The following is a 25,977-nucleotide window of genomic DNA, read 5'->3' as shown; positions in this document are numbered from 1 at the left end:
CGGGTGCACCGGAGTCTCCCCCGAACACACCACACGTCTCTATGTAAGCCGACAACGGAACGAACGGGGGACACCGAGGCATCGGTAGGACCACCGGTCGTGTCCCAACCGCCCGGCACGGGGCCGCCCTCCCCCGCCGCCCCTCCCCCCGGGACAACCCCGAGAACCCCCGCACATCCCTGGATTCCAGGTCAAGGATCTCCCCGAGTTGTCCCGGGGTTCGCCCATTTCCCAGGTGGAATCGGTCCAGGTCGGGAACATCCCGGCCCGGCCACCCGTTGTCAGGTCGTAGGAAGTAACTTGAGTCGGGTTGACTCAACTGACTTGACAGCCGCCACCCGACGAAGCAAACTTACGTCTGAACGACTCAACTTTGACGGAGGAAACAACCATGGCACGTGCGGTCGGAATCGACCTCGGTACGACGAACTCGTGTGTCGCGGTCCTTGAGGGTGGCGAGCCGACGGTCATCACGAACGCCGAGGGCTCCCGCACCACCCCTTCGGTCGTGGCCTTCGCCAAGAACGGTGAGGTCCTGGTCGGCGAGGTGGCCAAGCGTCAGGCCGTCACCAACGTCGACCGGACCATCCGCTCGGTCAAGCGCCACATCGGCACCGACTGGTCGGTCAAGATCGACGACAAGGACTTCAACCCGCAGCAGATCAGCGCCTTCATCCTGCAGAAGCTCAAGCGCGACGCCGAGGCGTACCTGGGCGAGGACGTGACCGACGCGGTCATCACCGTCCCGGCCTACTTCAGCGACTCGCAGCGCCAGGCCACCAAGGAGGCCGGCACGATCGCGGGCCTCAACGTCCTGCGCATCATCAACGAGCCCACCTCGGCCGCGCTCGCCTACCACCTGGAGAAGGAGGACGAGGCCACCATCCTCGTCTACGACCTCGGTGGCGGCACCTTCGACGTCTCCCTGCTGGAGGTCGGTGACGGCGTCGTGGAGGTCAAGGCGACCAACGGCGACAACCACCTCGGCGGCGACGACTGGGACCAGGCCATCGTCGACTGGCTGGTGGAGAAGTTCAAGAACTCCAACGGCGTCGACCTGGCCAAGGACAAGATGGCGCTGCAGCGCCTGCGCGAGTCCGCGGAGAAGGCCAAGATCGAGCTGTCCAGCTCCAGCGAGACGCAGATCAACCTGCCCTACATCACGGCCTCGGCCGAGGGCCCCCTGCACCTGGACGAGAAGCTCAGCCGCGCCGAGTTCCAGCGCCTGACCTCCGACCTGGTCGAGCGGACCAAGACCCCGTTCCAGCAGGTCATCAAGGACGCCGGGATCCAGCTCAGCGAGATCGACCACGTCGTCCTGGTCGGCGGCTCGACCCGGATGCCCGCCATCGCCGACCTCGTCAAGGAGATGACCGGCGGCAAGGAGCCCAACAAGGGCGTCAACCCGGACGAGGTCGTGGCCATCGGTGCCGCGCTCCAGGCCGGTGTGCTCAAGGGCGAGGTCAAGGACGTCCTGCTGCTGGACGTCACCCCGCTGTCGCTGGGCATCGAGACCAAGGGCGGGGTGTTCACCAAGCTCATCGAGCGCAACACCACCATCCCGACCAAGCGCTCCGAGATCTTCACGACGGCCGACGACAACCAGCCGTCCGTACAGATCCAGGTGTACCAGGGCGAGCGTGACATCGCCCAGTACAACAAGAAGCTGGGCGTCTTCGACCTGACCGGTCTGCCCCCGGCGCCGCGCGGCGTCCCGCAGATCGAGGTCACCTTCGACATCGACGCCAACGGCATCGTCAGCGTCACCGCGAAGGACCTGGGCACCGGCAAGGAGCAGTCCGTCACCATCTCCGGCGGTTCGGCGATGTCCAAGGAGGACATCGACCAGATGGTCCGCGACGCCGAGCAGTACGCCGAGGAGGACCGCAAGCGCCGCGAGGAGGCCGAGGTCCGCAACAACGCCGAGTCCCTCGTCTACCAGACCGAGAAGGTCATCAAGGACAACGAGGACAAGGTCCCGGCGGACGTGCGCTCCGAGACCGAGGCCGCCGTCGCCGAGCTGAAGACCGCCCTGGAGGGCACCGACACCGAGGCCATCCGCTCCGCGAGCGAGAAGGTCGCGCTGGCCAGCCAGAAGATCGGTTCGGCGATCTACAGCCAGGGGCAGCAGGGTGAGGACGCCGCCCAGCCCGGCGCCGAGAACGCCGACGCCTCCGCCGACGACTCCGACGTGGTCGACGCCGAGATCGTCGACGAGGACAACGGCAAGGGCAACCAGGGTTCCTGACCCGGGAGTCCGGTAAGAGCCGAGGAAGGAGGGAACGTCGGACATGGCGCTGTCGGACAAGAACAGCTCCGGCACCGGTGACGGTGACGAGAACCAGGGTCCGGTGATCCGCGACAACCGCAGGATCGACCCCGAGACCGGCGAGGTCCGGGACTCCGGGGCCGAGCCCGCGACCGGGGAGGAGCCCGAGGTCGTCGAGGCCGAGGTCGATGACGTCCCCGAGGTTCCGGACACCCCGGAGTCGGTGGTGACCGAGGCGATCAACGCGGACGAGCGGGTCGTCGAGCTCACCAACGACATCAAGCGGGTCCAGGCCGAGTACGCCAACTACCGCAAGCGCGTCGAGCGCGACCGGGTGGCCGTGCGCGAGGCGGCCACCGCCCAGGTCGTCGGTGAACTGCTGCCGATCCTGGACGACATCGGCCGGGCCCGTGAGCACGACGAGCTCAACGGCGGGTTCAAGGCGGTGGGCGAGGCCCTGGAGGCCACGGCCACCAAGCTGGGCCTGGAGAAGTACGCGGAGCAGGGCGAGGAGTTCGACCCGAACATCCACGAGGCCCTCACCCTGGTCCCGGTCCCCAACATCTCCGTCCAGACGGTGATCGAGGTGTTCCAGCCCGGGTACCGCATGGGTGAGCGGATTCTCCGCCCCGCCCGCGTGGTGGTCGGGGAGCCGATGGAGGGCACGGAGGCGGACAGCTCCGCCGACGGGTCCCCGGACTCCGCCGACGCCTCCGCCGAGGCGAACGGCGAGAGCGGCGAGGACGACAAGTAGGAGCGGGTAACGCCCGTGAGCCTGGTGCGGCCGTGGCCGGCGTGAGAGCGTCGGTCACGGCCCCCGGGTCGCACCCCGGCCCCACCCGGCGCGGGGACACGTGAAAACATCGGACGCAACCGGCACCAGCGGGAGAAGGCACCAGTCGATGAGCACCAAGGACTACCTGGAGAAGGACTACTACAAGGTCCTGGGAGTCTCAAAGACCGCCTCCAAGGACGAGATCAAGTCGTCCTACCGCAAGCTGGCCCGGGAGAACCACCCGGACGCCAACACCGGTGACCCCAAGGCCGAGGACCGCTTCAAGGAGATCTCCGAGGCGTACAACGTCCTGTCGGACGACAAGCGCCGCAAGGAGTACGACGAGGCGCGCTCGATGTTCGGCGGCTCCTACCGTCCCGGCGGCGCCGGACCCGGCGGGTTCGACATGAGCGACATCTTCGGTCAGGGCACCGGGGGCGGCGGGGCCCCGGGCGGCGAGCGCCTGAGCGACCTCTTCGGCGGTCTGTTCGGCAACCGCGGCCGAGCGGGCGAGTCCACCCGCCGCCGGCGCGGAGCCGACGTCGAGACCGAGGCCACACTGAACTTCCGCGAGGCCGCGGACGGGGTGACCCGTTCGTTCCAGCTGAGCAGCGAGGCCCCGTGCCCCACCTGCAAGGGCACGGGAGCGCGAGCCGGCTCCGCCCCGCGCATGTGCCCCAAGTGCAGCGGCACCGGGCACGACAGCACCAACCTGGGCGGCTTCTCGCTGTCCGAGCCGTGCAGCGAGTGCAAGGGGCGCGGCCTCGTGGTCGACGACCCCTGCCCCACCTGTACCGGCAGCGGGCGCGGCAAGAGCACCCGCACCATCCAGACCCGTATCCCCGCCGGCGTGTCCGACGGGCAGCGGATCCGGCTCAAGGGCAAGGGCGCCCCCGGCGAGCACGGCGGCCCCAACGGTGACCTGTACGTCGTCGTCCATGTGAAGGGACACACGGTGTTCGGCAGGAGCGGCGACAACATCACCATCACCGTGCCGGTGACGTTCCCCGAGGCCGCCCTGGGCGCCGAGGTCCGGGTCCCCACCCTCAGCGGGTTCCCGGTGACCGTGAAGGTACCGCCGGGCACCCAGAACGGGCGCACACTGCGAGTCCGCGGCAAGGGCGCCACCCGCAAGGACGGCACCGCCGGCGACATGCTCGTCACCTTCGAGGTCGCGGTGCCGCAGAAACTCAACGACGACGCGCGCGAGGCGCTGGAGAAGTTCCGAGCGGCGACGTCGGACTACGACCCGCGCGACGGGCTCGAAGCGCGGGCGAAGGGCGCGTGAACAACGTGAACGATCCTGCCTTCGGCGCCGACGCACCGGTCTACGTGATCTCGGTGGCCGCTGAGTTGGCCGGGATGCATCCGCAGACGCTGCGACAGTACGACCGGTTGGGCCTGGTCTCCCCCGGCCGTTCGTCCGGGCGGGGCCGCCGCTACTCCATGCGCGACGTACGGACGCTGCGCGAGGTGCAGCGCCTGTCGCAGGAGGAGGGCATCAACCTCGCAGGCATCAAGCGGATCCTGGAGCTGCAGGACGAGGTGGAGCAACTACGCGAGCAGGTGTTCCACCTGGCCAACGAACTCGAGGCGGCCCGCCGGGCGGTGTCCCGGCGCGGCCGCCCGGCCCGCCCCGAGGGCGGACCGGTGCGCGGAGAGCTGGTGCGCCGCACCCGCGTCACGATCTTCAACACCGCGGAGCCCGAGGACGGACGCCCCGACCGGGGCGAGGGTCCGGGCGGGCAGGGCGGCCCGGGCGGGCAGCAGGGCCCGAGTGGACAGGGCGACCAGGACGAGCCGGGGACGGGCGGGCCCACCCGGGGCTGACAGGGTTCCGACTTTTCGACACGGGGCGCGTTCGGCCAACGAGCGTCACCCTGAGTGACAGTACTTGCGAACGGAGTCACCGGAGATGAACTACAAGCTCACCCAGAAGAGCCAGGAGGCCCTGGCCGCCGCCATCCGCCAGGCCACCGCCGACGGCAGCCCGCAGACCGAGCCCCTGCACCTGCTGAACGCCCTCCTGGACCAGGCCGGAGGCATCACCCGGCCGCTGCTCAAGGAGGTCGGCGCCGACCCCGACCGGATCAGGGACAGGGTCGAGGCCGCGATCGCGAACCTGCCCAAGGCGGCCGGTTCCACGGTCAGCTCACCGAGCTCCTCCCGCCAGCTCATCGTCTCCATCAACACCGCGGCCCAGCGCGCCCAGCAGATGGAGGACGAGTACGTCTCCACCGAGCACCTGCTGGTCGGGTTGGCCACCGACGGCGGCGAGGCCGCCCGGCTGCTCAACGAGGCGGGGGCCGCCCCGGAGGCGCTGCTGGAGGCCTTCGAGCGGGTACGCGGTACCGGCCGGGTCACCTCGGAGAACCCCGAGGACACCTACCAGTCGCTGGAGAAGTTCGGTGTGGACCTCACCGAACGCGCCCGCGAGGGCAAGGTCGACCCGGTCATCGGACGCGACGGCGAGATCCGCCGGGTCGTCCAGGTCCTCAGCCGCCGCACCAAGAACAACCCCGTACTCATCGGTGAGCCGGGGGTCGGCAAGACCGCCGTGGTGGAGGGGCTGGCCCAGCGCATCGTGGCCGGCGACGTGCCGCAGTCGCTGCTCGGCAAACGCCTGATCAGCCTCGACCTGTCCGCGATGGTCGCGGGCGCCAAGTACCGGGGCGAGTTCGAGGAGCGGCTGAAGGCGGTGCTCTCGGAGATCAAGCAGTCCGAGGGCCAGATCATCACCTTCATCGACGAACTCCACACCATGGTGGGCGCGGGTGCCGCCGAGGGCGCCATGGACGCGGGCAACATGCTCAAGCCGATGCTGGCCCGCGGTGAGCTGCGCATGGTGGGCGCGACCACCCTGGACGAGTACCGGGAGAAGATCGAGAAGGACCCCGCGCTGGAGCGCCGCTTCCAGCAGGTGTTCGTCGGTGAGCCGTCGGCCACCGACACCATCGCGATCCTGCGCGGCCTGAAGGGCCGCTACGAGGCGCACCACAAGGTACAGATCTCCGACTCGGCCCTGGTGGCGGCGGCGACGCTGTCGGACCGCTACATCACCGCGCGGTTCCTCCCGGACAAGGCGATCGACCTCATCGACGAGGCCGCCTCCCGCCTGCGCATGGAGATCGACTCCAGCCCGGTGGAGATCGACGAGCTGCGCCGCACGGTCGACCGGCTCAAGATGGAGGAGATGGCGCTCGACAAGGAGTCCGACCCGGCGAGCCAGCAGCGCCTGGAGAAGCTGCGCGCCGACCTGGCCGACCACCAGGAACGGCTCAACGGGCTGGTGGCACGGTGGGAGCAGGAGAAGGCCGGGCTGAACCGGGTCGGTGAGCTCAAGGGGCAGCTGGACGAGCTGCGCACCCAGGCGGAGCTGGCCGAGCGCGAGGGCCGCTTCGAGGAGGCCTCCCGGTTGATGTACGGGGAGATCCCCCAGCTGGAGAAGCAGGTCGAGGAGGCGTCCAAGGCGGAGGAGAACGCGGCCGGGGCCTCGGGCACCGAGGACGACCCCATGGTCAAGGACGAGGTGGGCGGCGACGAGGTCGCCGACGTCGTGTCCTCCTGGACCGGTATCCCGGTGGGGCGGCTCATGGAGGGGGAGACCTCCAAGCTGCTGCGGATGGAGGAGGAGCTGGGCCAGCGGCTCATCGGGCAGAAGGACGCCGTCGCCGCGGTGTCGGACGCGGTGCGCCGCGCACGGGCGGGCATCTCCGACCCGGACCGGCCCACGGGTTCGTTCCTGTTCCTCGGCCCGACCGGTGTGGGCAAGACCGAGCTGGCCAAGGCCCTCGCCGAGTTCCTGTTCGACGACGAGCGCGCGATCGTGCGCGTGGACATGAGCGAGTACTCGGAGAAGCACTCGGTGTCCCGCCTGGTGGGTGCGCCCCCCGGGTACGTGGGCTACGAGGAGGGCGGTCAGCTCACCGAGGCGGTGCGCCGCCGCCCCTACACCGTGGTGCTGCTGGACGAGGTGGAGAAGGCCCACCTGGAGGTGTTCGACACCCTCCTGCAGGTGCTGGACGACGGGCGGCTGACCGACGGCCAGGGTCGCCAGGTGGACTTCCGCAACACCATCCTCATCCTGACCTCCAACCTCGGTTCGCAGTTCCTGGTGGACCCGTCCCTGGAGGAGTCCGTGCGCAGGGACCGCGTGATGGACGTGGTGCGGGCGACGTTCAAGCCGGAGTTCCTCAACCGCCTGGACGACGTGATCATGTTCGACGCGCTGTCCACCGAGGACCTGACCCGGATCGTGGACCTGCAGGTGGACAAGCTGGCCCGGCGCCTGGCCGACCGCCAGCTCGACCTGGAGGTGACCGAGGGGGCGCGTGAGTGGCTTGCGCTGACCGGCTACGACCCGAACTACGGCGCCCGGCCGCTGCGGCGTCTGGTGCAGTCCTCGATCGGCGACCCGCTCGCCCGGGAGCTGCTGTCGGGGGAGCTGACCGACGGCGACACCGTCATGGTGGACGTGAACGACGACCGCGACCGGTTGGCGGTCACCACCAGGAAGGCGGACGGGCCGCGGCTTCCGGCATGACCCGGACGTAGGGGCCGGGGCCAGCGGGGCCGCACCCATCGGGGCGCGGCCCCGCTCCGTCGTACCGGCGGTGGTCGAACCGACGGCCGCCGCGTCGGGACGTGGTCGTGGGCGGCAGGACCTAGTTCGGCTCCCAGACCCCGTTGGGCTCCCAGTTCCCGTTCGGGTCCCAGTTCCCGGCCGCTTCGCTCGACACCTGGAAACCGTTCTCCTCGGCCTCGGCCGCGGCCGACGAGGCCAGGGCGATCCCGGCTCCGGCCAGCAGTGCCGCCGTCAGTGCGCGCATGGTGCGTCCCCCTTTCGCTCCGGACCCCCTGTGAAGGGGCCCACACCAGTAGGACGCACCGACGGCGTTCCGTGTTCTCTGACACCCGGCACCGGCCAGGACGGTGCGCCCGCGGACGAAACGCGCCTCGGGCTCCCGGATCCGATCGTGCTGGGACTACGGCTCCACCGGGTAGGAATCAGCCATGGGTGACGGGAAGCAGTTCTCGGGGCACACCGCACGACCGGACGAGGCACCGGGGGCCGGTGCCGACGGGGCGGACACGGCCGGGCTCGAGAACGCCGCCGAACTGACCCTGTCGGCTTTCTGCTGGTGGCGGTCCGACCTCCCGCGGGAAGTCTGCGAGGACTACTGGCGCGACGTGCACGGGATCATGTTCGCCCGCGTCCCGGGCCTGTGGCAGCTACGTCAGATCCGTCTGGCCGCCAACCGTCCCGACCTCTGGCCCGGGGTCCGAGGTGTCTCGTTCGAGGCGCCGGACGCGGCCCAGCCCCGGGGTCTGCCGCACGGGCTCTTCCGGTCCGAGGCCGACCTGGCCGCGTTCGCGAACCATCCGATGGCGCGGGAGACCATCCCCGACGACGCACACAACTTCCTCGGCCGCATCGGTGCCCAACTGTCGCCCCCGGGCGGCGGCCGCACCCTCCTCGACCTCGTCAACGGTCCCGCCGTGCAGGGGCCTCCCCCCGTGCCGACGTTCGTGCTCTGCTTCGTGCCGCGGGCCGGAGCCGCCCCGGCCGAGGAGTTCCACCGCTACCTGGCCGAGCACGTGGCGCGCCCGTGGAGCGGGCACCCGAGCGCCATGCGGGTGCGCGTCGAGCCGCTTCCCCCGTACGCCCGTTCGGCGATGGGCTCACCCGGTGTGCCGCACCAGTGGCCGAACGACCAGACCTATCTCGGCTGGATCGAGTTGGCGGTACGTGATCGGGGCGCGCTCGGCGAACTCCTGGCGGGCGCGGCCACCGGTGAACTCGCCGAACTGGTCAGAGCCGTCCACACGTACCCGGTCCGGGAGATCCACACGCTCATCCGCGCCGGGCGCCCCACGGAGGTCGGCCTGCGCGGCTACCCGGCGGTGCGGGCGATCACCGCCGCGGGCGCGGACAACCAGCGGGACGAGGACCTCCTGCACGACCTCTTCGGCGACGCCGTGCGCGGGCTGGACCAGCTCAGGGGGCGCCCTGAATCCAGCGGGACCCCGTGAGCCGTAGCGGCCCCGCGCCGCCCTACCGGGAGCACCCCGTCCCAGGTGCCCTCTCCTTGTATCCTGGGCCCAGGAGTCCGCGTCGCGCACCGGGGCCTGCGCCCACGCCAGAAAGGACCGCCTGCCATGACCGTGACCGAACACCCCTCGCCGAGACCCCCTGCTGAAAAGCTCAGCGTCGAACAGTTCGAGGTCATCGCCCAAGCCGCCGCCCGCGAGGACGTCACACTTGAATACCTCAGCGGCAAGATGGAGATCCGCCCCGTGCCCGACAGCGACCACAACGCGATCCTCATGTGGTTGATGCGTCAGTTCATGACACAGCGGGCGGACCTGGACCTGAACGTCACCGGCCAGGGCCTGAAGGCGGACACCTACCGCAAGGGCCGGGCACGCCCGGACGGCATCCTCGCACCCGTGGACCACTTCGCCGGACAGGGCGAATGGGCCGACCCCCGGGGCGTGCTCGCCGTGGTCGAGGTGACGTCCTGGGACTTCGACACCAACGCTCGGGACCGCGTCGAGAAGGCACGGGCCTATGCCGCCTCGGGGATCGGCGCCTACCTCCTCGTCGACCGTGACGACGACAGCGTCACCGTACACAGCGAGCCGGACGGGGACCGCTACCGCAGCATCGTCACGCTCGGCTACGGGCACACGGTCGAGATCCCCGGGGTCGGGATCACCCTGGACACGACCGGGCTCAAACGGTACGGCCGCTAGTCCATCCAGAGGGTCCCCGAGCACCCGGGTCCGGGACCGGTCCCACGGTCCCATCGGGGGCCCGGCGCTCCAACGGCGCGACGGCCGCCGCGCTCACCATCACGGAAAAGGCTTTCGGCGACGCCGTGCGCGGGCTGGACCAGCTCAGGGGGCGCCCTGAATCCAGCGGGATCCCGTGAGCCGTAGCGGCCCCGCGCCGCCCCGTCCTACCCGGACGCCTGGGGGATCTCGTCGAGCCACCGCTCGAACACGCGCACCGCGGCCTCGGCGAGCCGGGGGCCGTGCGCGGCGGCGTCCGCACGGACGCGGCCGGGGTCGATGCCCGCGGCCGCGAGCTCGTGCGCGTGCCCGACCAGCCACTGCTCGATCCGCGCGTGGTCGGCCTCCAGGTGGAACTGGAGCCCCAGCACGTGCGGCCCCGCGCCGAACGCCTGGTTCGGGAACCCGGGTGTCTGCGCGAGACGCTCGGCACCCCGGGGCACGGCGAACTCGTCTCCGTGCCAGTGCAGCACCGGGACGCCGTCCAGGGGAGCCAGCACGGAACGGCGCCCCTCGTCCGTCAGCGTCAGCGGCGCGTAGCCGATCTCCCTGCGCCCGGTGGCGACGACGTCCGCCCCGAGGGCCGCGGCCACGAGCTGTGCGCCCAGGCACACTCCGAGGGTGGGCAGGCCCGCGCGCACCCTCGCCCCGACCGCCTCCCTCTCGGCGCGCAGGAACGGGTAGGCATCGTCCTCGTACACCCCGACGGGGCCGCCGAGCACGACCAGGAGGTCGGGCCGCAGTGCCGCCTCCGGCGTGATCGGCTCGACCGGGACGTCCAGGTACGACGTCCGGTAGCCCCGGGCGTCCAGCAGGGGCGCGAGGAGTCCGAGGTCCTCGAAGGGCACGTGTCGGAGTGCCAGCGCGTCGCGTGTCATGGTGTTGTTGCTCCTCGGTGGATCTCGGGTGGGGGACGGGGCGGGGTCAGCGGACGTCGGCCAGCCAGGCACGGGGCGACCGCCCCAGCTCGCGGGCGAACGCGCGGGAGAAGGCCGGCGGGTTGGCGTAGCCGAGCTCCGTCGCCGTCCGGGCGACGGTCGCCCCGCCCCGCAGCCGCTCCTGTGCGACGGTGAGCCGCCACCCCGTCACGTACTCGGCCGGCGACTGCCCGACGGCCGACTTGAACCGGGCGGCGAACGCGCTGCGCGACATGTGCGCCTCCTGCGCCATCGTGGCGAGAGTCCACGGCCCGCCGGGGGTCTCGTGGACCGCCACCAGGGTGCGGGCGAGGCGTTCGTCGGCGAGGCCCGTCAGCAGACCGGCGGGCAGGGCGAGCTCGTCGGTGTGGTCCAGGAGCCACCGGAAGAGGTGGACGAGCACCACCTCGAACAACCGGTCGGCCAGCACCCGGCGGCCGCAGCGCACGTTGTCGACCTCGGCGAACAGCAGGTCGAGCGACGGCTCCAGGCTGTCGACCGCCGCCAGCGGCAGGACGATCACGGCCGGGAGGGTGCGCACGAGGGGGTGCGTGGCCCCGCCGTCGAAGTCGAGCGTCGCGCAGGCGAAGTCGGATTCCTCCGTCGGCGCGTTGTGGAAGGCGTGTTCCAGGGGCCTCGGATAGAAGAGCAGGCTCGGCCGGTCGATCGCCAGGCGCTCCAGGCGTCCGTCCGCGCCGCGGTGGGTCACCTCCATCTCCCCGCGCCGCAGCACGTGGAGGAAGCCGCGGCCCGGCTGCGCGGCGAACGTCGTGACGCCGCAGAGCGGTCCGGTGTGGAAGACGCGCGTGCGCACCCGGAAGCGGTCCAGGAGGGGCGAGAGCCGGTCGATGGAAGCCACGGGCCCAGTATGCCAGACGATCTGGTACGAACTGCGGACGATTTCACGCTTTTCGTCCACGCTCCGCTGTCAGTCTGTGAGTACGCCCCTCGGGGATTTCCACGAGGGGCGATTCCGTCACGACCGAAGGAGTACCCCATGTCCACCGTCCACCTCGTCGAGCACGAGTCGGCCACCGGCGGCGTCAAGGACCAGCTCGACCAGATCCACGCAGCGTTCGGGACCGTCCCCGCGATGTTCCGGGCCGTCGCGAACTCGCCCGCCGCGCTCACCAGCATGTGGTCGTCGTTCGGGGCGTTCGCCGGCGGGACGCTCGGTCCCGCGCTCGGCGAGCAGGTCGCCGTCGCCGTCGCCAACCGCAACTCGTGCGAGTACTGCCTGGCCGCCCACACCGCCCTGGGCCGCAAGGCCGGCGTCAGCCGGGAAGCCCTGACGGCCGCGCAGGACGGTACCTCCGACGATCCCCGCACCGCGGCGCTCCTCCGCTTCGCCCTGCAGCTCGTGGAGCACCGCGGGCAGGTGACCCCCGAGGACGTGCAGGCCGTCCGCGACCAGGGCTGGGACGACGAGCACATCGTCGAGGTCATCGCCCAGGTGGCCCTGAACCTGTTCACCAACTACATCAACATCGCGCTCGACGTTCCGGTCGACTTCCCCGGGGTGCGGCTGCGGCCCGCGCACTGACGCCGGTCGGCGGGGCCGTGCGGGTCGTCGCTGCCGAGCGATCCGTGCGGTCCCGCCAGCGGCGACGACACCAGCACCGCACACCCGACGAGCCCACCACCGACGACGCGAAACGCACATGGCGGACCTCCGCCCACCGGGTCGGGGATCCATGCGGGTAGGCGGGCTGGACCCCGACGTGGGCACGGACGGAGTACCGGCGCGAATCACCAGACGAACTCGGCTTCCCCCACCAGTTCGTCTGGTTTCACTTCGGTATCAGCCAGGACCGATCGCACAGCGGACATCAACTCCTCGATGTCGCCCACCAGACAGACACCCGGGCGCCTCGCCGGTCTCACGGTCCCAGGACGCGGGCCTCGGTCTCGGGGTCCAGGCCGACGCGCGGCCGGTCGGGGCGCTGGGGCGCCTCGCCGCCCACGGCGCGCAGCCAGTCCCAGGTGTCGGCGACGGTCTCCGCCACCGGGCGGCACCTCAGACCGGTGGCGAGCGCCCGGTCGACGTTGCCCTGGTGCAGGGTCCCGTGCAGCTCGCCCGGGGGCAGCCAGACCGGCAGGTCGGTCCAGGGCCTGATCCCGGCCTCCTCGATCACCTCGGGGGAGGTCCACCGGAACCCGGCGTCGGAGCCGGTGACCTCCCGGCAGGCCTCCAGCAAACCCGCCATGGTGGTGTGGCCGACCGGGCTGACCAGATTGAACGGGCCGCCCAGCCCCTTGCGCACCGCGTCCAGCGTCCAGGCGGCGAGATCTCGGGCGTCCACGTACTGGAGCGGCAGATCACGCGGACCGGGAGCCAGGACCGGCCCGCCCCGGGCGATCCGGTTCAGCCACCAGGGCAGACGACCGATGTTCTCGTGCGGGCCGAGAATGAGCCCGGCCCGCACGAACAGGGCGCGCTCACCGAACACCGCCTCCGCGGCCAGTTCGCCGCCGCGCTTGGCGCGCGCGTAGTCACCGTCGTCGTCGGGGGACGACTCCACGGTCGGCGCGTCCTCGTCCGCGCCGGGAGCCGTGGGCGCCCCGTACACGGAGCGGCTGGAGACGTAGACGTAGTGACCGACCCGGTCGGAGAGCGCGCGGGCGGTCGCGGTGACCGCCGAGGGGGCGCCCGACCAGGTGTCGACGACCGCGTCCCACTCCCCCGTCGCCAGCTCGTCGAGACCGCCCTCCCCGGTGCGGTCGCCGTGGCGGACCTCCACCCCTTCGGGGGCGGGGTGGCGTCCCCGGTGGAAGACGGTGGTCTCCCAGCCCCGGGCGAGCGCGTCCGCCACGACCGCCCGCCCCACGAACTCTGTACCGCCCAGAACCAGAAGTCTCCTCATGCGGACAGTCTCGCGGCCGGGGGCACCGAACACCAGGGTTGCCTGCCCACAGCAGAACCGGCGTGCGCGGAGCCACCGCCGGGCCGTTCCGCGTCACCGTGGACCGAGAAAGCGCAGGAGCGCCTCCGCCGTCTCCTCCGGCGCGTCCTCGGGGAGGAAGTGGCCCGCACCGGCGATCCTCTCCTGGCGGGCCCCGGGGACGGCCGCGGCCAGTTCGTCCCCCATCGAGGCGGGCATCCAGCCGTCGTCCTCGCCCCACAGGACCAGGGTGGGCGCGGTGACCCGGTCCAGCCTTCGCACGGCCTCCTCGGTGTCGTGGAAACTGACTGCCGCGACCTGGTCGATCCAGCGCTGCTGGCCCCGGGCCCCGGCCCACGGAGCGAGGTAGGCGGCGGCGACCTGGTCGGACATCGGACGGCTGGTCGCGGTGCGCATGCGCGGGTTGACTATGTCGGCGAAGACGCTCGGCTCCATGGTCGCGTAGACCTCCGCGTGCCGCTGCATGTGCTCGGTGAAACGGGTGTTCCACGGGCCGATGACGGCAGCGTCCAGCAGGGCGAGCCGGTTCGCGGGCACGCCCTCGACGAGGTGGGTCCGCATCACCACACCGCCGCCGATGTCGTGGCCGACCAGGCCCGGCGCCTCCAGGTTCCAGTGTTCGACGAGTTCGGCCAGGGTGCGGGCCTGCTGGGCGATCGACGGGGACACCCCCGGGTCGGGGTGGGAGCCGCCGAAGCCGAGCATGTCCCAGACGTGGACGGTGTGCCGCCGGGCGAGGGAGGGGACGACTCCGCGCCAGAGGTAGGAGGAGGCCGGGGTCCCGTGGACCAGGACCACGGGCGGACCGTCCCCGAAGACCCCGGTGGCGACCTCGCCGCCGGAGACGCGGACACGGTCGGTGAGCTGCCAGCTTTCGGTTCGGGTGGGCACAGCGGACCTCCATGTAAGACTTATAATTGCTCTGGAACGCTTACGCTAACATGGAGTAAGGCTTGAAAATACCTTTTAACGATTACGCGCGGGGTGCCGCGCTGGCCACCGAGCTGGTCAACACCTCGCCCCTGGTCCGCGAGGCCGGAGAGGTGCTCGCCGGTCCCGGGGCCCTGCGGGACTTCCTGGCCGAACACGGCGTCGACGGCGGCGATCCGGGGGCCGACGACCTCGAAGAGGTGCTCTCCCTGCGGAACCGGCTGCGCGACATCCTGGAGACGGAGGACGAGGACGAGACCGCCGAGGCCGCCAACGCCCTGGTCGCACGGGCGGGGGTCGGCCCCGCCCTGCACCGCGAGGATGACGGCCGGTGGCGGTGGTACGTCGGGACCGCGCCGGAGGCCCCCCTCGCGGACCGGCTGGCGGTGCTCGCCGGAACCGGCCTCCTCGGCGTCCTCGACGTGCTGGGCCACAGCCGGTTCCGGCACTGCGCCTCGTCCTCGTGCGAGGGCGTGTTCGTCGACACCAGCCGGGCGGGGCGGCGGCGCTACTGCACGCCGAGCCTGTGCGGTAACCGGCTCAACGTCGCGAACCACCGGGCCCGCCGGTCACCGGGCCGATCGTGACCCGGACCGCGCGGGCCCGGGCCGGTCGGGGGAGGTCGCGCCGGGCCGTGGTGCACGAAGCGGCCGGGGACGCCAGGACCGGAGTACCCCGCCAGGTCAAGGGCGGCCGCCCACCGGCTGCGGGCGCGGGCCTCAGGGCCGGGCCCGCTCCGACAGGAGCGCGCGTTCGCTTTCGTTGCGGGTGAGATCGGCGGCCCGTCCGAACTCGGCTCGTGCCTCCTCGGTGCGGCCCAGGCGTTCGAGCAGGTCGGCGCGGACCGCCGGGAGCAGGTGGTAGCCGTCCAGGGTCCCGGAATCGCGCAGGGCGTCGACGATGCCCAGTGCTGCGCCGGGGCCGAGCGCCATCGACACGGCCACCGCCCGGTTGAGTTCGACCACGGGGGATCCGGTGCGGCGGACCAGGGGCTCGTACAGGTCGGCGATCCCGTGCCAGTCGGTGTCCTCGGCCCGCAGGGCCACCGCGTGTTTCGCGGCGATCCCGGCCTGGAGGGAGTAGACGCCCCGCGGGCGGGCGGGGTCCGCTGGAACCGACCGCTCCAACGCGGCCAGCCCCCGGCCGATGAGCAGCCGGTCCCAGCGCGACCGGTCCTGCTCGGCGAGGGGGACGGGGCCGCCGTCGGGGCCGACCCGGGCGCGGAACCGGGAGGCCTGCAGCTCCATCAGCGCGAGGAGCCCGTGCACCTCGGGTTCCTCGGGCAGCAGCTCCGCGAGGACCCGGCCCAGGCGCATGGCCTCCTCGCACAGTTCCGGCCGCAGCCAGCGCTCACCCGACGTGGCCGTGTACCCCTCGTTGAAGACGAGGTAGACCACTTCCAGCACGGAGCCGACACGGGCGTCGCGGTCCTCGCCGGCGGGAACCTCGAAGGGGACCCCCTTCCTGGCGAGGGTGCGCTTGGCGCGCACGATCCGCTGGGCGACGGTGGACTCGGGCACGAGGAAGGCGCGGGCGATCTCGTCGGTGGTGAGGCCGCCGAGCAACCGCAGGGTGAGGGCGAGGCGGGCCTGCGTGGGCAGGACCGGGTGGCAGCACACGAACATCAGCTTGAGGAGGTCGTCACCGTAGTCCTCCTCCAGGACGGCGTCGAACTCCGCCTGCCCGTCGTTCTCGGTGACCTCGCGCCCCAGCTCCACCATGCGCAGCCGGAAGCGCTCGTCCCGCCGCCAGCGGTCGAGGACGCGGCGCCGGGCGACCGTGGTCAGCCAGGCACCGGGTTTGCGGGGCACGCCCTCCTCCGGCCACTTCTCCAGGGCGGAGACCAGCGCGTCCTGCGCGAACTCCTCGGCCAGGCCGACGTCACCGACCATCCTGGTGAGCGCGGCGACGAGGCGGGCCGACTCGATCCGCCAGACCGCCTCCACCTCGCGTTCGACACCGGTGTGGCCCACGGCACCATCTCAGCACCGCGGGCCGCACCGGCGCAACAGGATTCAGCCGTTCCGGCGCTCCTGCTCGGCGCGCAGTTCGCGCTCGCGCTCCTTGAGCTCCTCGGGCATCCGGTCCAGGTCCTCCAGCTCACCGATCCGGCGCAGCTGGAGCTTGATCTCGGCGCCGCTGCCCTTCGGGGGGTGCGGGCAGCGCCTGGCCCACTCCACGGCCTCCTCGTGCGAGGACACCTGGAGGATCCAGTACCCGGCGATGAACTCCTTGGCCTCGGTGAAGGGGCCGTCGGTGACGGAGACATCGCCGTCGCGGAAGAGGATCTCGGCCCCCTCGGAGGTGGGCGCGAGCCCCTCACCGGTCAGCATGACACCGGCCTTGACCAGCTCCTCGTTGTACCTGGCCATCTCCTCGTAGACCTCCGGGCCGATGTCGTAGGCGGCGGCCTCGTCCTCGGGAGTGGACATGATCGACATCAGGTAACGCATGGTGTTCGCCTCTCGTCATGGGGGGTGTTCTCCCCCGCTCTCACCCGTACGTCGAACGGGTCGGGCCCGGATCGACACCCTTCCCGAAGTTTTTTCCTACCCGGCCCCCTGCCCCGGTTCCCGCCCCCGTTCACCCTGGTCGGCACGCCCGTCCCGGCCCCGGTCCCCTTCCCCGTGCCCCGCGGGCGCGGCCGCCTGTTCCGCTTCGGCCACCTGCGCCGCCTCGGCCCCGTCCGCCTGGACGGTGAGGCGCCGCAACGCGCGGACGGACAGGGCCAGGGCGACGAACATGACCAGTCCCGTGGCCACCGGCACGTAGTACAGCTCCACCCGGCCGAGCAGCCCGCCCAGCACCGCGCCGAACGGCGCGAAGCCCGCGCCGAACACCTGCACACAGGACATCACCCGGCCCATCTGCGCGCCGGGGACGATGAGCTGGATGGCGCTGATCATCACCACGTTGGACGAGGTCATGGCGAAGGCGATCAACGCCCAGGCCGCCGCGGCCGCATAGGCGTTGGGGGACAGGCCGAAGGCGAGACAGGACAGCCCGGCCAGGGTGAACAGGGCCGTCTCGGTCCGGAACCGGCCCAGTCTGGCCACGATGGCGCTCACCGTGGACGCGCCCAGCAGAGCACCGGCCGCGGAGGAGCCGAGGAAGACGCCGTAGAGGGCGGCGGGCACCCCGAAGTGCTCCTGGACCAGGAGCACCAGGACACCGGACTGGGCCATGAACGCCATGTTCACGGCCACGTTGAAGGCCATGACCGGACCGAGGGAGCTCCCCCGGAAGACGAAGGCCACGCCCTGTCGTACGTCGGCGAGGACGGAGCGCACCGATCCGCCCCCGGCCGACCCGGAGGCCGCGGGGTCCCCCTCCGCCGGTTTCGCGGGGCGGCGCACCGCCAGCGGCAGGCCGAGCAGCACCAGGGCGCCCAGGACGTAGGCGCCGGCGTTGACCGCCAGGGGCAGGAACGCCGCCACCGCGAACAGGAAACCGGCGACGGGGCCGCCCGCGAACTGCTGGGTTACCGTCTGCCCGCCGACCAGCCTGCTGTTGGCCCGGTCGATCGCCCCGGCGGGGGCGATGTCCGGCAGCATCGCGCGCCCGGCCAGGTCGTAGAAGACCTCGCAGACCATCACGGTGAACATGACCGCGTACAGGACCCAGATCGAGGCGTGCCCAGTGACGATCAGCAGCGCCAGGGCGACCAGGGCTCCGCCGCGGCCGAGGTTGGTCAGGACCATGAGGCGGCCCCGGTCCACCCGGTCCACCACCACGCCGGCGAACAGCCCGACCAGCAGCCAGGGCAGGAACCGGACGGCGGTCAGCCCGGCCACCAGCAGGGGGTCGTTGGTGAGCATCGCCGCCACCAGCGGCAACGCGACCAGCATCATCCCGTCGCCCAGGTTGCTGGCCAGACTCCCGGCCCAGAACCGGTTGAAGTCCCGTCCCATCGGTGGTTTCGCCGTCTTCTGCCCGGGGGTCTCCCGGGCGGGGGATGCACTGTTCACAGGGGGTGTGTCCCTTTCACGTGGCATGGGGGCGTTCCGACCGGCCCCAGACTGCCCGTGATTGGTCAACTACGGGTCACGGAACACCTGCGGTACGGGTCCGCGGACAGCCGGAGCGGGGACCCGGACCGTTCACGTGCGGTCACGCGGAGTGAATCCGGCCCTGGACCGGTGTCCGCTCTCCCAGCACCGGCACGGCACGGTCGGCCCTCCCGGGATAACCCGGTGATAGCCCCTGTGCCTCCCCATCCCCTTGACTCTCCGTGTCCCGTCTCCGACACGGAACCCACACCATGAACCCGACCCCCACTCGCGGAAGGACCGCGACCCTCGCCCTGGCCCTGCTCTCCGTCCACCCGATGGCCGACCCGGCCGAGGCCGTGAGCCTGGGTTCGGCCGATCGGAACAACCTCTTCGACCAGTACCGGTGCCACCCGATGTCCCAGGTAGCCCGGGCGAAGGAGAGCTGGAGCCCGGAGGACCGGCGTCCCGACACCGGAATCCTCCGGCCCCTCCTCGCAGCCTGCAACCCCTGACATCCACGGAAACCAGGAGAGACAGTGATCGAAGTACGAGAACTGACGAAGCGCTACGGCAGCAGGACCGCGGTCGACCAACTGTCGTTCCGTGTCAACCCCGGCAAGGTGACCGGGTTCCTCGGCCCCAACGGCGCGGGAAAGTCCACCACCATGAGGGCCCTCCTCGGTCTCGACCGCCCCACCTCCGGTGAGGCCCTCATCGACGGCAAACCCTACGCGGACCACGCGCAGCCGCTGACGAAGGTCGGCGCGCTGCTGGAGGCCAGGGCCGTCCACCCCGGACGCACCGTCCGCGGCCACCTGCTCGGACTGGCGCGCTCCAACCGGATTCGCGACCGCCGTGTCGGCGCGGTCCTGGAGTCCGTCGGCCTGGAGTCCGTCGCCGACAAGCGCGCGAGGGGGCTCTCCCTCGGCATGGGTCAGCGGCTCGGAATCGCCGCCGCCCTCCTCGGAGACCCGGAGATCCTGCTCCTCGACGAACCCGTCAACGGTCTCGACCCCGAGGGGATCCACTGGATCAGGGGCTTCATGAAACACCTCGCCTCCGAGGGCCGCACCGTGTTCGTCTCCTCCCACCTCATGGCCGAGATGGCGCTGACCGCCGACCACCTCATCGTGATCGGGCAGGGGCGGCTGCTCGCCGACATGTCCGCCGACGAGTTCGTCGCCCGCAACTCCCGCTCCTACGTCCTCGTCCGCACACCGGAACCGGAGCGCATGCGCGACCTGCTCACGGAACAGGGGATCCAGGTCAGGGACGGGGACGGCGGCTCCCTGGAAGCGGACGAGACCACCCCCGAGACGATCGGCGGGCTCGCCTCCGAGCACCGGGTGCCCGTATACGAGCTCAGCCCCCGCACCGCCTCCCTGGAGGAGGCGTTCATGCAGTCCACCGTGGGCACGGTCGAATACCAGGCGAAGGAGCGATGATGGCGACGACGATTCCCGCGGCGGTCTCGTTCGAACTGACGAAGATCCGCACACTCAGGTCCACGGCCTGGTTCCTCCTCCTCTTCCCCTGTCTCGGCCTGGCCGTGGGGCTCCCATCGGGGTACTACGTCACGAGCCGCTTCGACACCCCCGCCCAGGCGGCAGCGGCCGGGGTCGACCCCGTGGCCACCGCCTTCAGCGGGTTCCACCTGGGGGTGATCGTGCTCGTGATCTTCTCGGTCCTGACCGTGACGAGCGAGTACTCCACCGGGAGCATCCACAGCACGCTGGCAGCCGTTCCCCGACGCGGCGTCTTCTACGGCACGAAGGTGTTCAGCGTCGGCGCGCTCCTCCTCGTCCTCTCACTGGTGTCGGCCTTCGCCGTGTTCTTCGCCACCCAGGCCGTCCTGGGCGGCTACGGCGCGGGACTGGACGACGAGGACGCCCTCCGTTCACTACTGGCGTGGACGCTGTACGTGACCCTGCTGTGCGTGTTCTCCATGGGTGTGGCCGCGGTACTGCGCAGCGCCGCACTGTCCATCGGGATCCTCGTGCCCCTGTTCTTCACCCTCTCGACCATCCTGAGCAACATTCCGAAGGTGGGGGAGGCGGCACGCTTCCTGCCCGACCAGGCGGGTGCGCAGATGATGGTCCGGGGTGAGGTCCCCGACGGCGCCCTGACACCGGGCGCAGGCCTGCTGGTGCTGCTCGCCTGGACGGTGGCGGCGGTCGCCGCCGGCCAGTGGACGGTCTTCCGCCGCGACCCGTGAGCCGGTGGCACTCAACGGACGCGGAGCGGACCAGGCTCGGAAGGCCTGGTCCGCTCCGCGCCGTCCGCCCCGGAAAGCCTCCGGGACCACTGCGCCGAGGCGTTGGTACCCACGGCTCTCGCCGGGGAGGGCCGTGGGCACCCCGGCACTGTCGTGGCGCGGGGAGGCGACCGCCCACTCACGCCCCGACGTCGACCTGTGATCTCACCAGCGCCTGGTAGGGGCCCGGTGCGCCCACCAGTTCCTCGTGCCGTCCTGTCTGTACGACCCTCCCCTCCTGGAGGACCACGATGAGGTCGGCGCTCATGACGGTGGAGAGCCGGTGGGCGATGATGACCCGTGTGCACTCCAGTCCGTCCAGCGTCCCGGCGATCATTGCCTCGGTCACCGTGTCCAGGGAGCTCGTGGCCTCGTCCAGGACCAGCACCCGGGGCCGTCTAGCGAGGGCGCGCGCTATGGCGATGCGCTGGCGCTGTCCCCCGGACAGGCTGCCGCCCATCTCCCTGACCTGGGTGTGGTAGCCCAACGGCATCACCTCGACGTCCCGGTCGATCTGTGCCTCGCGCGCGGCCTGCCGGACCGTGTCCGTGTCGGCGTCGGGCAGGCCGAAGCGGATGTTGTCGGCGATGGACCTGTTGCTGAGCGAGATCTCCTGCGGGACGTAGGCCACGTGCCGGTAGAACCAGTCGGCGTCGAACTCCGTCAGCGGAACTCCGTCATACCTGACCTCACCGGCCCCCAGGGGGTAGAGGCCCATCAGGAGCTTGCTGAGCGTGCTCTTTCCGGAGCCGGTGCTACCGACGATCGCGACCCGGGAACCGGCCGGGACGTCGAACGACACGTCCTCCAGGACGGGCACCTTGGTTCCGGGGTAGGCGAACCCCACACCGCGCAGGGAGATCTCCCCGGTGATCGCGGGCCGCCGGTCGCCGGGCATCTCGTTCCCGGACGGGTGGTTCAGGATGTCGCCGACCCGGTCCACCTGGGCGTTGGCCGTGATGAGCTGGGTGAAGGCGCCGGAGAGCGAGGTCACCATGCCGAGGCTGGTGGCGGTCAGGGTCTGCACGGCCACCGCGGAGCCCAGGTCGAGCCGTCCATCGTGGACGAGCCACAGTCCCGTGATCAGAACGATCAGCGGGCCGAAGACCTGGAACACGGAGTACCCGCTGGAGGCCGCGCCCTGCAGGACGATCCGCCGCCAGGTCTGCTTCATCGCACCCGCGTAGACCCCGCGCCAGTTGTCGTAGAAGGGCCCGGTCATCCCCGAGACCTTGAGCGTCTCGATCGAGGACAGGGCCTCCATCTGGATACTGGTCGACTCGGCGCTGGCGCCGATCTCCCGCTTGGTCACCGACCGGATCGGGCCGTAGCTGGCCACGGCCACCGCGACCATGCAGGCGAAGACCCCCAGGGCGACCGCGCCCAGGAGGGGGGAGCGGTAGAAGATGTAGCCGAAGACGACGAAGAGGCTGCCGACGTCCAGCATTACCGCCGTCGCCTGGTTGGAGAGCATGTCGCGGATCGAGGAGATACTCGCCAGCCGGTACATGAGTTCGCCCTGGGACCGGCCGGCGAAGTACTTGTAGGGCAGGGCCAGGAGTTTCCCGAAGGCCTTGCCCATCATCACCTCGCCGAGGCTGCGGATGACCGAGGCCAGGCTCAGGCTCCGGAAGAAGGAGATGAGGTAGTAGAGCACCATGGGTAGGAGGAGCATGGCCAGCAGCGGCGCCAGCGGTGAATCCGCGAAGTACGCGTCGTGGCCGTTGATCGCGACCTGGACCGCGATCGGCACGCACAGCATGAACGCGTAGAGCAGCAGGGAGACCGCGAAGATCCGGGCGAGAGCGCCCCTCACGCTCGCCAGTGACCGCAGGAACTCCCACCACACGCTCGGGTCCCGCTGGACGACCGGGCGATAGTCCTCGGTGGGCGTCGCCTCGATGACGATGCCGCTGTAGTGCTCCTGGAACTCCTGGATCGGGTACCTGCGGCGCCCGGCGGCCGGGTCGACCACGGTGACCGTGGTATCGGTGGCCTCCTCCAGGACCACCAGGTGGTTGTCGTCCCAGTGGGCGACGAGCGGGAACCGGAGTTCGTCGAGCTTCCTCACCCCGGCGCGGAACGACCGGACCTCCATGCCGTAGTCGCGGAGGATGGTGACGACGTCCTTGAGCGAGAGGCCGTCGCGCCCCGTCTCGTGGTCGCGCCGCAGCTTCGACACCGACCCGCGCGAACCGTAGGCGGACAGGACCATGGCGATGCAGCAGAGGCCGCACTCGGTCTGGGTGAACTGCTGGACCTCCCGTACGCGGCGTGTACGCATCAACGTCCTCCGAAACACAGTGGAAGTTCGGCACCGGAGTGCAGGACCGAACGCGTGTGGTACCAACCGGAGATCCCGAAGAGGAACGAGGGCAGGTCCCGCATGGTCCCGACCCCGCACGTCCAGGAGCCGTCGCCGTGGCGGTCGAGGAACCGGGCGTCGAGCCCCTTGGCCTCGGTACGTAGTTCGGGCCAGTCGAGCCGGTCAGCGAGCCAGCAGAGCACGGCGATCCGGCCGGCCGCTCCGTGGCAGAGGCTCAGGTCGCTCCCCAGGTCGGCGCCGACCACCCGGGCCACTTCGGGGGCGATCTCCTCCCGAATCCGCGCGATCGGGTGCCCGACGGCCCGCAGGAGCTTGGCCAGGGCGAAGGCCACCCCGGTGTACCCCTTGCACCATGCCGCTTCCGCGGCGGGGTCCCGGAGCGCGTCGTCGACCCAGCGGTGTGCGAGGTAGGCGTCGGCGAAGCACTCCAGGTGCCGACGCACGCCCTCGGCGCCACCCTCGGCCCGGTCCGCCATGGCGCTCATCGCGGCGATGCGGCCGAACCGCCCGTGTGCCAGGCCCAGCTCTCCGGAGTGTTCCTCCGGCGGGCCATCGAACTCGACGAGCCGGGCGAGGAGCCCGTCGAGTTCGGCCCCGGATACCCGGGGCCCGCCCGGATCGGTGTACTCGGCCAGGTAGACCAGGTATCCGGAGAGGCCGTTGAGGTAGTCGAAGTCCTCGGCGCTCATCCGGTCGGCACCACCGGCCGCGAGGATTCCGGAATCCACCTCGGGCAGCGAGTGCGGAAGCGAGACCCCGAGCCGTTCCAGTTCCAGACCGGTGACGCGCCGGGAGAGGGCGCCGGTGAACGGGGACAGTTCCAGCGGCGTCCCCGGATCCTCCGGTGTCCGTACCGCCTCCGCGTAGACGTCGGCCGTGCCGGCCCCCAGCAGTGATCCGCTTTCCGTCGACTCCGTAGCGGCGAGGGAGAACATCAGCCCGCCGCCCTCGTGGAGGTGTGCGTTGACCGTGTCCAGGAGAAGTTTGGAGCCCCGCAGCGAGGGCGCGAGCCACGTCGGCCGGTCGGGGGCCCCAACGACCAGGGCACGGAGCCGGTCGTGCCATTCCCGGGGGTCCTCCAGCAGCCCGGCGTCGGCACCGCCGGGCGGCTCGCTGGTGCCGGGATCGCCCCGTTCGGCCCAGACGTCGTCCGTCGCGCAGGCGAGGGCGTAGCGGATGTAGGTGGCGTCCCGTTCCGGCGGGCGGGAGAAGAAGGCGTCGACGCGGTCGAGCGCGCACTGCCGGGGCGTGCTCGCGACCGCGTGGGCGACCTCCTCGCCGCCGTTGGCCAGGACGGCCCGTGAGTCGCACCCGACCTCGTAGAAGGGTACGTCCATGTCGAGCATGGCGCGGGTCTCCTCGGCGCACACCGCGTCCACCGCCCCCTCCCCGATACCGCGCAGACGCTTGGGCAACTTGTCGAAGAGGGCCTTGCGGTCGTTTCCGTCACGCAGGTAGGCGGGGTGTGTGGAGGCGTCCAGGAAGCGGGCGTACACGTAGGTGGGGCGAACGATCTGGCGGACGGACCATCCGCCGAACCGCCTCACGGCCTCCTCGATCTCCCCCCTGCGGCCTCGGAGCCGGTCGTGGGCCTCCCGGAAACCGGCGGTGACCTCCTCGGACCAGAGTCGGGGGTCGACCGGAGTTCCGTCGACGGTCGCCATGTTCGGCCCCGTCCCGATCTTGACCGCGACGGTGTCGAACCTGATGTCGTCCGTTCCCTCGTCCACGACGAGGAAGGACTCCATCCGGCTCGACTTCCACGGGCGGACGTTGCCGATGCCCGAGAGGTCGACGTCCAAGGACACACCATGGTAGGGCGTGGGAAACAGGTACGAGCTGAGTACCGAGTTCTCGACGTCCGCGGCCATGGCGTGCGGCTCGCCCGGGGACACCTGGCCTGGGAGCGACACCAGTGTCTCCGTGTCGATCACGACCGGCCCGTCGGCGGTGGCGATCAGGTTCTCGTGGTGCAGGTCGTTGGCACCGAGCATACCCAGAAGAGCTGATGACCTGCCAAAACGACGGAAGTAACCCGCAGGGCCGTGCGTCTGGCCGATATCCGTGTGGGTCACGGGTTCCTGCCACATACGCTCGGCTCCGACCACCGCCCGCGGGTAGAGGGGGCCGAAGAAGGATCCGTCGTCGTCGACGAGTCGTCGCAGCTCGTCGATGAGGCCGTAGCAGCTCCGGCGCTGCGGTTTGTAGACGAGTGAACCTCCCTCCTCCCAGGTCACGAAGCACACGGTCCGCCCACCACGGTGTGCGTCGCCCAGTCCGGAGACGAGCGACGTGATCGGGCCGCGCACACCGAAGGCGTCAGTGATCGCCTTCCGGTCCTCCCATGCCCCGTGCAGGACCTCCGCCACGCCCTCCACCCGGCCCAGTGACGTCTGGACCAGGATGCGGCGCAGTTCGGGAAAGGCATCGAACAGCTCGTTTCGGCCCTCATCCCCGCTGAGGTGGGTGTGGAAGTCGGCGTAGCCCAACGCCTCGCTTGCGGCGTCCTCCCTCCGAGCACGGAAGAGGGAGATGAGGCTCCGCACACCGATGGAGTGGCACAGGCCCATGACGGACCGCAGGGTGGAGTCGACGACCTTCTCCAGGTGGACGAACTCCGGGGCGGCCCAGTCCCGGGTCGACTCCCAGCTCCGGAGCCTCTCAGCGCACTCCGTCAGGACGGGACGGTAGAACCCGCCGAAGACGTCGGAGTTCTCCTCGATCAGCCCGTCCACCATCTGTCGAAGTGAATCATCCTCTAGCCGCGACATGGAGCCTCTTTCCTGGATCGTCCAAAACCTGGGGGCGCCCCGGCA

The 25,977-nt window shown here is 70.9% G+C and carries 22 protein-coding genes; 12 read left to right on the top strand and 10 right to left on the bottom strand.

Annotated features, from left to right (window positions below; genetic code table 11):
- Positions 1 to 391 precede the first annotated feature (391 nt).
- The 5 genes from dnaK (at position 392) to clpB (ending at position 7,587) form a co-directional block, all read left to right on the top strand.
- Positions 392 to 2,248 carry a molecular chaperone DnaK gene (gene dnaK / locus AC0VYD_RS01690; protein WP_475478260.1) on the top strand — a complete coding sequence of 619 codons (1,857 nt, stop codon included), beginning with the start codon at positions 392 to 394 and terminating at the stop codon, positions 2,246 to 2,248.
- Between the two features lie 43 nt (positions 2,249 to 2,291).
- The gene (grpE, locus tag AC0VYD_RS01685) at positions 2,292 to 3,023 is read left to right on the top strand and encodes a nucleotide exchange factor GrpE (RefSeq protein WP_475478259.1); all 732 of its coding nucleotides are present in this window, start codon (positions 2,292 to 2,294) and stop codon (positions 3,021 to 3,023) included.
- Positions 3,024 to 3,171: 148 nt separating this feature from the next.
- Entirely contained in the window at positions 3,172 to 4,332 is a 1,161-nt protein-coding gene (gene dnaJ, locus AC0VYD_RS01680; RefSeq protein ID WP_475478258.1) for a molecular chaperone DnaJ, read from the top strand.
- Positions 4,329 to 4,874, top strand: a complete 546-nt coding sequence (locus AC0VYD_RS01675) for a heat shock protein transcriptional repressor HspR (RefSeq protein WP_475478257.1) — start codon at positions 4,329 to 4,331, stop codon at positions 4,872 to 4,874. Before dnaJ ends, AC0VYD_RS01675 begins: the two co-directional genes overlap by 4 nt.
- Before the next feature lie 85 nt (positions 4,875 to 4,959).
- Positions 4,960 to 7,587 (top strand): ATP-dependent chaperone ClpB, encoded by a 2,628-nt coding sequence (gene clpB, locus AC0VYD_RS01670; RefSeq protein ID WP_475478256.1) that lies wholly within the window; start codon positions 4,960 to 4,962, stop codon positions 7,585 to 7,587.
- A gap of 121 nt (positions 7,588 to 7,708) precedes the next feature.
- On the opposite strand, the gene AC0VYD_RS01665 is transcribed toward clpB, so the two are convergent.
- Entirely contained in the window at positions 7,709 to 7,873 is a 165-nt protein-coding gene (locus AC0VYD_RS01665) for a hypothetical protein (RefSeq protein ID WP_475478255.1), read from the bottom strand.
- Positions 7,874 to 8,057: 184 nt separating this feature from the next.
- Here AC0VYD_RS01665 and AC0VYD_RS01660 point away from each other — a divergent pair, with 184 nt between their 5' ends.
- Both AC0VYD_RS01660 and AC0VYD_RS01655 read left to right on the top strand, forming a co-directional pair.
- Positions 8,058 to 9,077, top strand: coding sequence for an ethyl tert-butyl ether degradation protein EthD (locus AC0VYD_RS01660; protein WP_475478254.1), 1,020 nt, complete (start codon positions 8,058 to 8,060; stop codon positions 9,075 to 9,077).
- 126 nt (positions 9,078 to 9,203) lie between these two features.
- On the top strand, positions 9,204 to 9,800 hold the full coding sequence (locus AC0VYD_RS01655; RefSeq protein WP_475478253.1) for a Uma2 family endonuclease: 597 nt from the start codon (positions 9,204 to 9,206) through the stop codon (positions 9,798 to 9,800).
- 206 nt (positions 9,801 to 10,006) lie between these two features.
- On the opposite strand, the gene AC0VYD_RS01650 is transcribed toward AC0VYD_RS01655, so the two are convergent.
- The gene (locus AC0VYD_RS01650) at positions 10,007 to 10,717 is read right to left on the bottom strand and encodes a glutamine amidotransferase (RefSeq protein WP_475478252.1); all 711 of its coding nucleotides are present in this window, start codon (positions 10,715 to 10,717) and stop codon (positions 10,007 to 10,009) included.
- 46 nt (positions 10,718 to 10,763) lie between these two features.
- Positions 10,764 to 11,615, bottom strand: a complete 852-nt coding sequence (locus AC0VYD_RS01645) for an AraC family transcriptional regulator (RefSeq protein WP_475478251.1) — start codon at positions 11,613 to 11,615, stop codon at positions 10,764 to 10,766.
- Between the two features lie 138 nt (positions 11,616 to 11,753).
- Here AC0VYD_RS01645 and AC0VYD_RS01640 point away from each other — a divergent pair, with 138 nt between their 5' ends.
- The gene (locus AC0VYD_RS01640) at positions 11,754 to 12,299 is read left to right on the top strand and encodes a carboxymuconolactone decarboxylase family protein (RefSeq protein WP_475478250.1); all 546 of its coding nucleotides are present in this window, start codon (positions 11,754 to 11,756) and stop codon (positions 12,297 to 12,299) included.
- Positions 12,300 to 12,636: 337 nt separating this feature from the next.
- On the opposite strand, the gene AC0VYD_RS01635 is transcribed toward AC0VYD_RS01640, so the two are convergent.
- Complete coding sequence (locus AC0VYD_RS01635) at positions 12,637 to 13,620, bottom strand: NAD-dependent epimerase/dehydratase family protein (protein WP_475478249.1); 984 nt, start codon at positions 13,618 to 13,620, stop codon at positions 12,637 to 12,639.
- A gap of 93 nt (positions 13,621 to 13,713) precedes the next feature.
- Positions 13,714 to 14,550, bottom strand: coding sequence for an alpha/beta fold hydrolase (locus AC0VYD_RS01630; protein ID WP_475478248.1), 837 nt, complete (start codon positions 14,548 to 14,550; stop codon positions 13,714 to 13,716).
- 62 nt (positions 14,551 to 14,612) lie between these two features.
- Here AC0VYD_RS01630 and AC0VYD_RS01625 point away from each other — a divergent pair, with 62 nt between their 5' ends.
- Positions 14,613 to 15,176 carry a CGNR zinc finger domain-containing protein gene (locus tag AC0VYD_RS01625; protein WP_475478247.1) on the top strand — a complete coding sequence of 188 codons (564 nt, stop codon included), beginning with the start codon at positions 14,613 to 14,615 and terminating at the stop codon, positions 15,174 to 15,176.
- Between the two features lie 132 nt (positions 15,177 to 15,308).
- Here AC0VYD_RS01625 and AC0VYD_RS01620 read toward each other — a convergent pair whose 3' ends face one another.
- The 3 genes from AC0VYD_RS01620 to AC0VYD_RS01610 all read right to left on the bottom strand — a co-directional run bounded on the left by AC0VYD_RS01620 (position 15,309) and on the right by AC0VYD_RS01610 (position 18,500).
- A complete protein-coding gene (locus AC0VYD_RS01620; RefSeq protein ID WP_475478246.1) occupies positions 15,309 to 16,562 on the bottom strand; it encodes an RNA polymerase sigma factor in 1,254 nt (417 codons plus the stop codon).
- A gap of 42 nt (positions 16,563 to 16,604) precedes the next feature.
- Positions 16,605 to 17,042 carry a YciI family protein gene (locus tag AC0VYD_RS01615; protein ID WP_475478245.1) on the bottom strand — a complete coding sequence of 146 codons (438 nt, stop codon included), beginning with the start codon at positions 17,040 to 17,042 and terminating at the stop codon, positions 16,605 to 16,607.
- Positions 17,043 to 17,138: 96 nt separating this feature from the next.
- Positions 17,139 to 18,500 carry an MFS transporter gene (locus AC0VYD_RS01610; RefSeq protein WP_475480151.1) on the bottom strand — a complete coding sequence of 454 codons (1,362 nt, stop codon included), beginning with the start codon at positions 18,498 to 18,500 and terminating at the stop codon, positions 17,139 to 17,141.
- A gap of 350 nt (positions 18,501 to 18,850) precedes the next feature.
- Between AC0VYD_RS01610 and AC0VYD_RS01605 the strand changes: the two genes are divergently transcribed.
- From AC0VYD_RS01605 to AC0VYD_RS01595, 3 genes are read left to right on the top strand one after another with little or no spacing between them, the layout of a single operon-like run.
- Positions 18,851 to 19,093, top strand: a complete 243-nt coding sequence (locus AC0VYD_RS01605; protein WP_475478244.1) for a DUF2599 domain-containing protein — start codon at positions 18,851 to 18,853, stop codon at positions 19,091 to 19,093.
- 24 nt (positions 19,094 to 19,117) lie between these two features.
- A complete protein-coding gene (locus tag AC0VYD_RS01600) occupies positions 19,118 to 20,026 on the top strand; it encodes an ABC transporter ATP-binding protein (protein WP_475478243.1) in 909 nt (302 codons plus the stop codon).
- A complete protein-coding gene (locus AC0VYD_RS01595) occupies positions 20,026 to 20,796 on the top strand; it encodes a hypothetical protein (protein WP_475478242.1) in 771 nt (256 codons plus the stop codon). Before AC0VYD_RS01600 ends, AC0VYD_RS01595 begins: the two co-directional genes overlap by 1 nt.
- 178 nt (positions 20,797 to 20,974) lie before the next feature.
- Here the strand turns inward: AC0VYD_RS01595 and AC0VYD_RS01590 are convergent, their stop codons facing one another.
- The gene (locus AC0VYD_RS01590) at positions 20,975 to 23,119 is read right to left on the bottom strand and encodes a peptidase domain-containing ABC transporter (RefSeq protein WP_475478241.1); all 2,145 of its coding nucleotides are present in this window, start codon (positions 23,117 to 23,119) and stop codon (positions 20,975 to 20,977) included.
- Positions 23,119 to 25,932, bottom strand: a complete 2,814-nt coding sequence (lanM, locus tag AC0VYD_RS01585; protein WP_475478240.1) for a type 2 lanthipeptide synthetase LanM — start codon at positions 25,930 to 25,932, stop codon at positions 23,119 to 23,121. Before lanM ends, AC0VYD_RS01590 begins: the two co-directional genes overlap by 1 nt.
- Between the last annotated feature and the right edge of the window lie 45 nt (positions 25,933 to 25,977).

Source organism: Nocardiopsis sp. iso_40, assembly GCF_056173285.1.
This window is presented reverse-complemented; position numbering and strand designations above follow the sequence as displayed.